This is a genomic window from Fluviispira multicolorata, from assembly GCF_009208585.1.
GTDB classification, from domain to species: Bacteria; Bdellovibrionota_B; Oligoflexia; order Silvanigrellales; family Silvanigrellaceae; genus Silvanigrella; species Silvanigrella multicolorata.
Window position 1 is genome coordinate 441,677 of sequence record NZ_WFLN01000004.1, and the last position, 12,729, is coordinate 454,405.

The 12,729-nt window shown below is 34.9% G+C and carries 10 protein-coding genes; 6 read left to right on the forward strand and 4 right to left on the reverse strand.

The features are described from left to right. Positions 1 to 20: 20 nt before the first annotated feature. On the forward strand, positions 21 to 1,403 hold the full coding sequence (locus GCL57_RS02005; RefSeq protein WP_152211587.1) for a DEAD/DEAH box helicase: 1,383 nt from the start codon (positions 21 to 23) through the stop codon (positions 1,401 to 1,403). After that, positions 1,372 to 2,592: a DUF790 family protein gene (locus GCL57_RS02010; RefSeq protein WP_161597551.1), complete on the forward strand. Its 1,221-nt coding sequence runs from the start codon at positions 1,372 to 1,374 to the stop codon at positions 2,590 to 2,592. Before GCL57_RS02005 ends, GCL57_RS02010 begins: the two co-directional genes overlap by 32 nt. Positions 2,593 to 2,817: 225 nt before the next feature. Here the strand turns inward: GCL57_RS02010 and GCL57_RS15165 are convergent, their stop codons facing one another. The 3 genes from GCL57_RS15165 to recA all read right to left on the reverse strand — a co-directional run bounded on the left by GCL57_RS15165 (position 2,818) and on the right by recA (position 5,859). After that, entirely contained in the window at positions 2,818 to 3,240 is a 423-nt protein-coding gene (locus GCL57_RS15165) for a thiol-disulfide oxidoreductase DCC family protein (RefSeq protein WP_152211589.1), read from the reverse strand. A gap of 31 nt (positions 3,241 to 3,271) precedes the next feature. Then, entirely contained in the window at positions 3,272 to 4,540 is a 1,269-nt protein-coding gene (locus GCL57_RS02020) for a BaiN/RdsA family NAD(P)/FAD-dependent oxidoreductase (protein ID WP_211363202.1), read from the reverse strand. Between the two features lie 164 nt (positions 4,541 to 4,704). Continuing rightward, entirely contained in the window at positions 4,705 to 5,859 is a 1,155-nt protein-coding gene (gene recA, locus GCL57_RS02025) for a recombinase RecA (protein WP_152211590.1), read from the reverse strand. A gap of 224 nt (positions 5,860 to 6,083) precedes the next feature. Between recA and GCL57_RS02030 the strand changes: the two genes are divergently transcribed. From GCL57_RS02030 to GCL57_RS02040, 3 genes are all read left to right on the forward strand, one after another. Continuing rightward, a complete protein-coding gene (locus tag GCL57_RS02030; protein WP_152211591.1) occupies positions 6,084 to 7,262 on the forward strand; it encodes a D-alanine--D-alanine ligase family protein in 1,179 nt (392 codons plus the stop codon). A 130-nt stretch (positions 7,263 to 7,392) separates the two neighbouring features. Further along, the gene (gene fusA, locus GCL57_RS02035; RefSeq protein ID WP_152211592.1) at positions 7,393 to 9,495 is read left to right on the forward strand and encodes an elongation factor G; all 2,103 of its coding nucleotides are present in this window, start codon (positions 7,393 to 7,395) and stop codon (positions 9,493 to 9,495) included. A gap of 120 nt (positions 9,496 to 9,615) precedes the next feature. Then, positions 9,616 to 10,074, forward strand: a complete 459-nt coding sequence (locus tag GCL57_RS02040; RefSeq protein WP_152211593.1) for a ferritin family protein — start codon at positions 9,616 to 9,618, stop codon at positions 10,072 to 10,074. Here GCL57_RS02040 and GCL57_RS02045 read toward each other — a convergent pair. Further along, positions 10,057 to 10,833, reverse strand: a complete 777-nt coding sequence (locus GCL57_RS02045) for a hypothetical protein (protein WP_152211594.1) — start codon at positions 10,831 to 10,833, stop codon at positions 10,057 to 10,059. The genes GCL57_RS02040 and GCL57_RS02045 overlap by 18 nt on opposite strands. Before the next feature lie 165 nt (positions 10,834 to 10,998). On the opposite strand from GCL57_RS02045, the gene kdpA reads away from it, so the two are divergent. Continuing rightward, a complete protein-coding gene (gene kdpA, locus GCL57_RS02050) occupies positions 10,999 to 12,729 on the forward strand; it encodes a potassium-transporting ATPase subunit KdpA (protein ID WP_152211595.1) in 1,731 nt (576 codons plus the stop codon).

Here is a 12,729-nt window from a genome sequence, read left to right on the forward strand (position 1 = left end):
TCTTACTAGGAGGATATGTCTTGCTTGAAATTTTTTTTGACAAAGGAACGTTGATAGCTGAACAATGCATTAGTCAATTTAGCAAAAATTTTAAATTTTTCAAGTGGGACGAACGAGTTCAAAAATATCGAGCACCTGCATTTTACTATCGAGAATTTATTTTATCCTTGCGAGAGAAAAAGATCTCTTATATCGATCATGCAAAAGATTTTTTACCTTGCACATTTTTTTTACAAGAAAAGATTATTCCCAGATATTACCAACAACATGCGCTAGAGAGTTGGTACGAGAAAGGAGCAAAGGGTGTTGTTACCTTACCAACTGGTGCTGGAAAAACAATATTAGCAATTTTAGCTATAGAAAGAATTGGTAGGCCTACATTGATTCACGTTCCTACAATTGATCTCATGCAGCAGTGGTACCAAGTTTTAAAACGCTATTTTAATATAGAAATAGGTTTGTTAGGAGGTGGTTACCATAATTTAAGTACCATAACCGTATCAACTTATGACTCTGCACTCTTGCATGTTCCTTTTAAAGGAAATAAATTTGGTTTCCTTATCTTTGATGAATGTCATCACTTACCTGGAGAACAGTTACAATATACAGCAATAAGCTCCGTTGCTCCATTTCGATTAGGATTAACTGCAACTCCTGAGCGATCAGATGGAAAGGAAGAGCTACTTTATAAAATATGTGGACCAATTTGCTTTCAAACAGATATTCGAGATCTAGAAGGTGTAACTTTAGCACCCTATGATATTGTTACAAAAGAAATTGCTATGACAGAAGAAGAACAGTTACTTTATGCTGAGAACAGAAGAAAATATCTTGATTTTGTTAGAGCTAAAAATATTCAATTTTCACATAACAATGGCTGGCAAACTTTCTTGCGGGTAGCACATCAAAGTAAAGAAGGAAAAGAAGCATTTCAGGCTTATTTAAAACAAAAAAAATTGGCTCAAGCTTCTTCAAATAAAGAGAACTCGGTTTGGGAAATTTTATGTCAACATAGAGCAGATCGCATTTTAATTTTTACCCAAGATAACGAAACTGCCTATCATTTAGGATCAAAATTTCTTCTACCTGTCATTACCCATCATACAAAAGTAAAAGAGCGTGAAAGTTTTCTATCTGCTTTCAGAAGCGGAAAATTTAATATTCTTGTTACTTCTAAAGTCTTAAATGAGGGTGTTGATGTCCCTGATGCAAATATTGCAATTGTTGTTTCTGGAAGTGGAACTGTGCGTGAACATGTTCAAAGGCTTGGAAGAATATTAAGAGCTAAAGAAGGAAAAAAAGCAATTCTCTATGAATTGATCTCTGAAGGCACCAGCGAATATTTTGTCAATCAAAGAAGGAAACAGCACAGTGCTTACGAAAAAAGAACTGCTTCTATTTAAAAAAAACAAAGGTAAGATAATACCTTTATTTATTGATGCGAAAGATCCTTTACTTTTAGAATATGCGAAAGATCTGATTGAAGTTTTTTTAAATTCTTTGGGAAAAAAACGGCGAGAACTTGAAGAAGAAATTTCACATATCAATTCCGTTTATGACTATTCAAATGAATTACAAAAAGGAATTGTTAAGCTTTTATTTGATAGACTTGAATTTAAAACTTCGTTAGGTGATGAAGTAATTGATTTTAGAGAAGTTATTTTTACAAAATCCTGTGAATATTTTAACTCTAATAAAAATATATCATATGATAGTTATATTAAGTCTATTTCTGAAGACATAAATTTATTTTCTGAAGAAATTAAGCTTCAACTTTATTCTGACCTTCCAGAATTTCACACAGCAACTCATTTTAAATCTATTCAAGCAAAGGATCTTTTAAATCGCTATAATTTAGCTCTGTCGCAAGGTTTTTTATTTCATAGCTCTGCAATTGTCATTAAAATACCAATAAAAGAGAATGCTAAACTAGAAATTAGATACCTTTTAAAACAAATTCGTTTTTTCCAGTTGGTTGCAAATATTCAAATTACAGATGATTTCTATGAGATTGTCTTAGATGGCCCTCTCTCTCTTTTTATGCATACCCAAAAATATGGATTTAATTTAGCTTCTTTTTTTCCTTCTCTTGTCCTTTTATCTCAATGGGAAATTTCAGCAGATATTCAGTTGGGTCGTACAGAACGAAGTAAAGGAGTGTTGAACTTATCTTATGAAAGCCCTTTAGTTTCTCATTATAAAAACTTTAGTGCGTATTCACCAGATGAATTCAAAATGTTTGCTGAATTGTTTCGTAAAAAAAATGGAGAATGGAATATTGAGCTTTATTTAGATGAAATATTTTATGATGGAAACAATTATTTTTTCCCAGATTATGAGTTTACAGCTCAAAATAAAAAAGTTTTCTTAGAATTATTTCATCCGTGGCATAAAACAGCTTTAAAGCAAAGAATAGTAAGTATAGAAAAAAAGAAAATAAGTGGATTCATAATCGGTGTTTCAAAAGCACTTTTAAAAGATATTGAGTTACAGAAGTTAATGGAAGACTCAAATTATTTTAAAGAAAATGGTTTTATTTTTCGAGAGATGCCAACAGTTTCTCAAGTGTCAGACATTCTGAATCGAGTTTAAGTGATTTAGAATGTCTCTAAATTTATGAACAATATTAAATTTTAAGAAAAATATATCTTAGCTTTCTATATAATTCTTTATTTCATTAACAATAAGATCTTCTCCTAAACTATTTGAGAATTTTATATGGATGGCGCATTGCTTAATATTTATTAAAAAATTCAATATTTATAATGATTACTTGGTGGCTTAATCATGTTGGACAGCTTCTAATTTATTTTTTTATTAAAAATTATACAAATCATTTTCTCTTGTAATAAATCTTTTTTTGTACTCTTGGGGTATGATTTCGCAACTTTCGCTTTTACCAAATAGGTATCTATTCTTACTGAAAATATCATATATTTTGTTATGAAATATGCTCGGAATGAATTTGAATAATATAAATAAATTTAACGGAAATTTTAAATGTTTTGATAATTCTATAATTGCAAAAAACTTGATATAAACGTTTTCGTTTTTATATAATACAATTGATTTATTATCAGAAGTATAGTGATTTTTTTTAAAAAAAATCTTTGATATTTCTGCATTTAAATCGCAGAAATAAAAATTATATTCTTTATTTTTTTCAAGTTTTAGACATAACAATGAAAATTTGCTACAAAACAAACAATCTCCATCAATAAACACTAAAATTTTTTTCATACTTTAACCTGCGGAGTAAAAATCGTTGAACTTAGAGTCCAAGTTTTTTTGCAATGTCTTGTCCAGAGAGCCATGCTCCTGTCCATGCATTTTGAAAGTTAAATCCTCCCGTTACTCCATCAATATCGACAGCTTCTCCAGCAAAATACAGCCCTGAATGAATTTTACTTTCCATATTGCGGAAATCAATTTCTTCTCGAGAAACTCCTCCTGCAGTGACGAATTCTTCTTTAAACTCACCCTTACCATTTAGACGTAGGGTCGTTTGTGTCATCCTTAGTGCAAGTTCCTGTAATTGTTTTTTAGTCGTTTCACTATAAATTATTCCTTCCTTGAGACCTGTTTCTCGCAAAATAGCATCCCAAAACCTTTTTACGCAGTTAAATGGGTTTTCGTTACTCACCTTTTTTTTAGGGAAATGACTCTTACACATTTCGAGTTTTTGTAGAGCATCTTCCAATCTTAAGGATTGAGTCCAGTTTATTTGTAATATTCCTTTGTAATCACTCTTATGTAAGTCACGTGCAGCAAAAGCAGATAATTTTAAAACTGCAGGTCCACTAAGGCCCCAGTGAGTAATGAGACAAGAGCCTATTTGAGAGAAGTCTTGAGTTGTTCCTTCAATCTTTAGATGAATGCTTATTGAAGAAAAGCTGATACCTGATAAATCTTTTAGGAGGGGGTCTTTTACTTGAAAGGTAAAAAGTGAGGGAACGGGCGGTACTAATTGATGTCCTAAGTTGGCTGCTAAGCTGACACCGTATGGCATACTTCCAGTTGCGAGTAAAACAAATCGTGTTTTAATAAGGTCTTCTGATTTTGCTTGGATTTCAAAGCTATTTGTGGCGGACTTAATTTTTTGTACGAGTTTATTTTTTCTAAGGACAACCCCTGAATTTCGAGCTGCTGAGTCGAGACAATTGATAATTGTTTGGGAATCATTGGTTATGGGAAACATACGGCCATCTTCTTCAACCTTTAATTCAACTCCATGATCTTTAAACCATGTTACAGTGTCTTTAGGCTGAAATTTATGGAAAGGCCCAATGAGTTCCTTTTGTCCCCTTGGGTAAAAAGTTGTAAGCTGCTTTGCATCGAATTGGTGGTGAGTGACATTGCAGCGTCCCCCTCCTGAAATTTTAACTTTTGTTAAAACCCTTGCTGTGGCTTCAAGTATGAGAACACGAGCCCCTGGAAATGCCTCTGCGCAAGCAATTGCTCCAAAATATCCTGCTGCGCCGCCGCCAACGACTACGAGATCCCATTCTTCCATAATATTTCTCCAAATAACCAGATTCATTTCAAGTTTCTTACTTTTATAAATAAGAAACTTGACCCTATATATTCTCTAAAATCTTTGCAACAAAGCTCTTATGAGTTGGTTTTTATAATTTTCTTTAAAGAAGGGTTGAATTGAAATGAGGCTGCTGTTGTGGAAGGAGAGAATTCCACAACATAGGGTTGTTACTCAGCTGAAACAGAGGCTCCTGCACTGCTGCGTCGCCCAGGTTTGCTTGATGTGCTTGGAAGGGCTTGAGTTGCTCCTGGTAAGGACTTTATTGTAGAGTCTTCTACATTTTCGTCATTTGTGTTGCTTGGGTTACGAATGAGATTAGCGCGAGCGCGTACAGCTGCTTCGATTTTTGCCATTGTTTCTGGATGTTCACGTAAATATTCTTTTGCATTTTCACGCCCTTGTCCAAGGCGTTCTCCATTGTAAGTAAACCATGTGCCGCTTTTTTGAATAATTTCTGCATCGGGTGCAGAAGCAAGATCAAGAACATCACCTTCTTTACTAATGCCATGTCCAAACATAATATCGAATTCAACTTCTTTAAAGGGAGCTGCAACCTTATTTTTAACAACTTTTACTTTAGTGCGATGACCAATGGTATCATTGGCGTTTTTAATAGCCGCTGCTTTTCGCACTTCAAGACGTACGGTAGAGTAAAATTTAAGAGCTTGTCCACCCGTTGTGGTTTCGGGATTGCCGAAGACAATACCAATTTTCATACGCACTTGATTGATGAAAATAACGCAGCAATTTGTTTTTGAAATGCTTCCTGTGAGTTTGCGCAATGCTTGGCTCATAAGGCGTGCTTGCAAGCCCATATGACTGTCACCCATTTCTCCTTCAATTTCAGATTTTGGAGTGAGAGCGGCAACGGAATCCACCACAATGAGATCAACTGCGCCACTGCGAACAAGCATATCAACTATTTCAAGAGCTTGTTCTCCATTGTCAGGTTGAGAAACAAGGAGATCAGAGGTGCTAACACCTATTTTACGAGCATAACTGACATCGAGAGCATGTTCTGCGTCGATAAAAGCTGCAATGCCTCCCTTTTTTTGGCATTCAGCAATAGCATGTAAAGTCAGCGTGGTTTTACCGCTGGACTCCGTTCCATAAATTTCAACAACACGCCCTTTTGGTAAGCCACCCACTCCAAGAGCTACGTCGAGACTAAGGGAACCTGTTGGAATAACCTGAATTTCTTGTGCAATTTTGGAGTCATCAGAAAGACGCATGATGGTGCCTTTTCCAAATTGTTTTTCTACGGACTGGAAAAGAGTTTCTAGAGCTTTAAATTTATTGATGTTTGTATCTGTAGCGGACATGAGGTTCTCCTTTTATTGCAAAGATATGTTGCACGTGATTAGATAAAGGCATGTGTTCGAGAATCGTGCAACCCATAATCGTATATAGATTCTTCCAGAAAGGAAGAGTACCATACATTTGTACTGTCTACTCTTTCATAACTCTTGTTCAGTTTCAATTCAAGTGAAGCTCGTGTATTTTCCATGGCTAGTTATGTTTCCCAGTCGTTATTGGAGAAAGCAAAATGAATCAATTTCACAATTTTGAAAATACAGTTGCTGTTTTATTTGGGGGGCGTTCAAGTGAGCATGAAATATCATTGCGCTCAGCCGTGTTTATATTCAAAAACATACCTGATAAATATAATATCATTCCTGTTGGTATAAATAGAAATGGTATATATTACAGCCTTGAAGGAACATTCAAAGCAAAAGATTTCTTAGACATAACGGTTCAAGATCTTTCAGAAATTATCGAGGGACGTTCATTAATTAAAATACCAGATCGAAAAAACATAAAAAGTGTTATTCTTCCTCATTTAGCAGAAGAAATTGCAAAGGATTTTGACTCTTTTCCCTATCGAATTCTTAACCTAGAAGCTTCATGTTTTTTCCCTGTTTTGCATGGTCAAAACGGAGAAGATGGTCGTTTGCAAGGACTTTTTGAACTGGCAGAAGTTGCTTATGTTGGCTGTGATATTCGAGCCAGTGTGGTGGGGATTGATAAAGATATTGCCAAACGACTTGCACGTGATGCAGGTATTTCAATCGCAAAGTATGAAGTGGTTGTTGGCGAAGTGTATTTTAAAAATCAAGAAGAGACATTAATTAATCTTGAAAGAGCAATTGGTTATCCGTGTTTTGTGAAACCCAACTCCCTTGGTTCAGCTGTAGGCACAGGAAGAGCTAAAAATCGACTTGAATTGCAAAAGCTATTAATAGAAGCATTGTCTTTCGATCAAAAAGTTTTGGTTGAAGAGCCCATGAGTGGAACTGAAGTTGAATGCGCTTTTTTAGGGACTTCTGCGTTTCCAAAAATAACTCTAGCAGGAGAAATTGTGACAAAGGACTTTTACTCCTATGAAGAAAAGTATTCAAATGCTTCTGAAGCCACTTCAAATATTCCAGCAAAAATAGATTCTGAGCGCATGCAAGAGCTTAAAACTTTAGCAGAAAAAATTGCAAAGGCAACAGGCATATCAGGGCTATGCCGCATTGATTTTTGGAATTGTAAAACACTTAATCGATTTGTTTTTAATGAGATTAACACTTTGCCCGGTTTAACATCTATAAGTATGTTTCCAAAACTATGGGAATATGAAGGTATTCTTGGTAATATTTGGATAGAAGATATTATTGAGCAGGCTTATGCTCGACGCAAATGGATGGCAAAAAGTCAGTATGGTATAAGAGCTTCAATTTAGAAGCTTCTCCCAAGAAAAGCTTAAAAAAGGCTATTGAAATTCAGTTCAAAATCAGATAGCACAGAGCGTGTTTCCCGTCCTCTGGTTTGGACTGAAGTTTTAACCATTTTTATGTTGAGTTGGATCAAATATGACAATCAAAGACCTCTCCCACGTTAGAAATATTGGTATTTCTGCTCATATCGACTCCGGAAAGACCACTCTTTCCGAGCGTATTCTTTTTTATACCGGTAAAATTCACAAAATTGAGGAAGTAAAAGGCAAATCTGGCGTTGGCGCGACTATGGATCATATGGATCTTGAGCGTGAAAAAGGCATTACAATTCAGTCTGCTGCTACTTTTTGCCAGTGGAGAGAGACTTGGATTAACCTTATCGACACCCCCGGTCACGTTGACTTTACAGTTGAAGTTGAACGTTCATTGCGTGTTCTTGACGGAGCAATTCTTGTTCTTTGTTCTGTCGCAGGTGTTCAGTCACAGTCTATTACTGTTGACCGCCAAATGCGTCGTTACCGCGTTCCACGTATTGCTTTTGTAAATAAAATGGATCGTCCAGGCGCAAACCCTTACCGTGTTTGCCAACAATTACGCGAAAAATTAAATCACAATGCATGGATGGCACAAATGCCAATCGGCGCTGAAGACCGTTTCCAAGGTGTTGTTGACCTTCTTTCCATGAAAGCATTCTACTTTGATGGTGCTAACGGTGAAAATGTTCGTGAAGAAGAAATTCCAGTGGATATGATCGACGAAGCGAAATCTCGCCGCAGTGACCTTATTGGTGCGCTTGCTGATTTCGACGATGTAGTTGCTGAAAAATTCCTTTCTGATGAATTTGTTACCCTTGACGAAGCTACAAAAGCTATGCGTAAAGCCGTTATCAGCCTTCAGTTTACACCTGTATTTTGTGGTTCCGCCTTCAAAAATAAAGGTGTTCAAGTTCTTCTCGATGCAGTTACAGCTTATTTACCTGCACCAAATGAAGTTTCTAACGAAGCTCTTGATCAAACAAATAACGAAGAACGTGTTCCTCTTAAAGCAGATCCTAACCTTCCACTTGTTATGCTTGCATTTAAGCTTGATGAAACACGTTATGGTCAGCTTACATTTATGCGCATTTATCAAGGGACAGTTAAAAAAGGTGAAATGATCACCAATATGTCCTCTGAAAAACGCGTTAAGGTTCCACGTATTGTTCGTCTTCACTCAGACGATATGGAAGATATTGATGAAGCTTCAGCGGGTGATATCGTTGCTCTCTTTGGTGTTGACTGTGCTTCAGGTGATACTTTCACAGACGGCAAACTCAATGTAACAATGGCTTCTATGTACGTTCCAAATGCAGTTATTACGTTAGCAATTGCACCTAAGGACAAAACAGCTCAAACAAACTTCTCCAAAGCTTTAAATAAGTTTACAAAAGAAGATCCTACATTCCGCGTTTCCCGAGATGAAGAATCTGGAGAAACAATTATTGCAGGTATGGGTGAACTTCACCTCGAAATTTATGTTGAACGTATGAAACGTGAATTTGGCTGCGAAACAATTGTTGGTAAGCCACAAGTTAACTTCCGCGAAGCACTTACTTCACGTGCAGAAATTAACTACACACACAAAAAGCAATCCGGTGGTTCTGGACAATTTGCTCGTATTATTGGTTTTATGGAGCCTTTAGTTGATGCTGGCGATAAAGTCTATGAATTTGAAGATGATACCGTTGGCGGCTCCATTCCAAGACAGTTTATTCCTGCTTGTGAAAAGGGCTTTGTTGAACAGTTAAAAACAGGTCTTCTTATTGGAGCTCAAGTTGTTGGCGTGAAATTAGTTGTAAATGACGGTTTACACCACCCAGTTGACTCAAACGAAATGGCATTTAAAACATGTGCTATGACAGGTTTCCGCGAATCTTATATGAGCGCTAAGCCAGTTATTCTTGAACCTATTATGAAGGTTGGCATTGAAGGACCAGAGGAGTTCCAAGGAACTATGATGGGCCTTATTAATCAACGCCGTGGTGTGATTATGGGAACTGCTGGAAATGGTGGTTATTGCCAAATTGAAGCAGAAGTCCCTCTTACAGAAATGTTTGGCTTCTCTACAGACTTACGCTCAGGAACTCAAGGTAAAGGTGAATTCTCAATGGAATTTGCTAAATACGCAGCTGTTCCACGCAATGTTCAAGAAGATATGGTTGCTAAATACAAAGCTAAGAGAGCTGCTGAAAATAAATAATTTTCAAATGATCTTTTTATAGAAAGCCACGTACATTATGTTTTGTATGTGGCTTTTTTTATTTTATGTTAATGTATTCATGTTGTGAGTTGGAACAGGATTCTTTTGGAGGTCATTCATATGAAAATCACAGGAGAAATGGCGAGTGGTTTAGTTGCTCTTGTACAAGTACATGCAACAATTTTACAGCAGCTGCGAGTGCATAGAAATATTTGTCAATTATGGGGTTATCAAAAGTTATTTGATAAAATAACTTTGCATCGAGAAGAGGTTTCTATACAACTTGATTCTTTAATTATGCTTATGTTAAGTGCAGAGTTAAACTTTGATTTACAAAACTTAAATAAACTTAATATCGGCCAAACTGTAGAGGAAATTTTTGTAAGTGATCGAGAAATGGCTGAAAGTTGTAAAGAAGTTGCTTTAAGATTATCTCTCATTGCAAACCAAAATATAGAAATACGTCAAATATGTGAGAAAATTGTTTTAATACATATAGACTATGTGAATTTTATTTCTCAACAATTAGAGCTTGTTCGTCAAATGGGAACACAAATGTATTTAGCGACGCGCTGCTAAAGGAGTTCTATATTTTGGTTTTTTAATTTTCCAGTTTTTTTGTTTTTTAAAGCAGTTAAACAATTCATCTAACTTTAAATCTAACTCTTCATTACTATTTTTGATCGTGTTAATCTTACTTTGAATTGAAAAGTTTGTATTAAGGACTTTATTTAATTTTGAGTTATTATCAGCTATTTTTTGCGTAAAAATTGTTTCTTCTTTATTTATTAAAGCTTTAAGGTTGTTTAACTCTTCTTCTTGCTTAAATATTTTTTCTTTCATCAATTCTATATTTAAGACGACACTTCTTTCTTCTTTCCTTTTTTCGCTTTGTAGAAAAAGTTCAGTCGCTTTATGATTGAATTCCGTTGTCTTTTGATTCTTATTTTTTAAAGTTAAAAGTATTTTTTTTGGTGGTATATTAACTTGAGAGCTTTGAGTCTCTTCAATAATTTTTTCAGATTTTAAAGTGCTTTTAGAGTCGAGAGTGCTTGTTTCTAAATATTCATATGAATTTCCATGCATTTGGGATCTTTGATGGTTTAGAAGATCGCTCAGGCGATAAAACAGTCGATTTCTTGTATCAATTTTTCTGCGCTCAAATAAGAATATTCCTTTACTTGTCAGTTGTGACAAACGAGAACGATTGACTCCAAGAATTTGCGCCGCTTCTTCGGATCCAATGGTAAAACTCTCTGAATTTTCTTGAAGATTATGTTCCTCAGAAATTAGATTTCTATTGTAAATATTTTCTTCAGTGAGTTGTGTATTGCTCATAATTTCTCCATAAATTGCATGATTTTAATGCAATCATAATCCTCGTTTATTTTAGCACATCAAAAATGAAACTTCATAATTATACCAACCTCTCTTGAGAGTTTATTTTTAAAAATGTATAAGTCTGGAAAATGCGCTCTTAAATAAGTTGAGGATTTTTAATATATGAATGCTCATGATTTTCTTTTTCTTTTTCTTTTTTTGTTTATGTTTATCTTATTTATACTCTCTTATCCATTGGGAAATTTTATATTTAAAGTCATGAATGGAGAAAAAACTTTCTTACATTATTTTTTACTTCCCATTGAAAAGCGTATTTATAAGATTGCAAAAATTGACTCAGACGAATCTCAATCTTGGCAAAAATATTCATTAGATATCATTATTTTTAGTGCATTTCTTTTTGCATTAACTTTTTTTATTTTAAAGTTCCAACATATATTCCCGCTCAATCCACAAAATTTTCCTGGTTTACCCACTGATCTCGCTTTTAACACGGCCGTTAGTTTCTTGACCAATACAAATTGGCAAGCATATTCTGGCGAAACAACGATGAGTTATTTTTCGCAAATGGTTGCCTTGAGTTCTAATAATTTCCTTTCTGCTGCTATTGGTCTTGCAGCTTGTATTGCAATTATACGAGGATTAGTTCAAGAAAAGTCGGTTGGACTTGGATGTTTTTGGGTTGATTTATGTCGTTCTACTTTATATATTTTATTACCCCTCTCTTTAATATTTGCAATTTTCTATATTTCGCAAGGAATAATTCAAAATTTTTTAGCTTATATTCATGTAAAAACCCTTGAGGGAGTTGAACAAATACTGCCTCAAGGTCCAGTTGCTTCGCAAGTGGCAATTAAATTATTAGGGGTCAATGGAGGCGGTTTTTTTAATGCAAATGCTGCTCATCCATATGAAAATCCGACAGCTTTGAGTCATTTTTTTCAAATGATTTCAATATTTCTAATTCCAAGCGCGCTTGTGTTTACTTTCGGAAAAATGGCAAATTATATGAAACATGCATTTGCTATTTGGATAAGTATGACCATTCTATTTTTAGCTTCTGCAATTTTAGTTGCATATTTTGAATATCAAGGAAATCCAAACTTTATTGACACACTTGGTTTGTCATCTTCTATAAATATGGAAGGTAAAGAAGCACGTTTTGGAATCTTTTCTTCTTCTCTATTTACGAGCGTTACAACAGCTGCTTCCTGTGGAGCTGTCGCTAATTCTCATAGCAGTTTAACTCCGCTTGGAGGTATGTTTGCACTTATTAATATGCTTTTAAATGAAGTTATTTTTGGAGGGGTTGGTTCTGGTCTATATGGCATGATTTTATTTATAATCTTGGCTGTCTTTATTGCTGGCCTTATGATTGGACGCACACCAGAATATTTAGGAAAAAAGATTGAAGAAAGAGATATAAAAATAGCAATTATTCCAGTTATAAGTGTAAGTTTTGTTATTCTTGTTCTTTTGGCAATTTCATCCATGGTTCAAAGTGGCTTTTCATCAATAGGAAATCCAGGGCCACATGGTTTCACAGAAATGCTTTATGCATATACATCATCAGCACAAAATAATGGAAGCGCTTTCGGATCTCTCAATGCAAATACACCATTTTGGAACTATACCACTTCCATTGCTATGCTTGCAGGCCGTTATTTAAATTTAATTCCACTGCTCGCAATTGCAGGTTCGCTTATACAAAAGAAAAAGAAGCCCATAACCGAAAATAGTTTTAAAATTGATGGCTTTCTATTTATATCACTTCTTATTGGTACAATTTTAATATTAGGACTTCTTGTTTACTTACCCTCTTTATCACTCGGGCCAATAATGGAATATTTACAAATGACAAATGGAAAAATAATTGAAATAGGTGGTAAATAA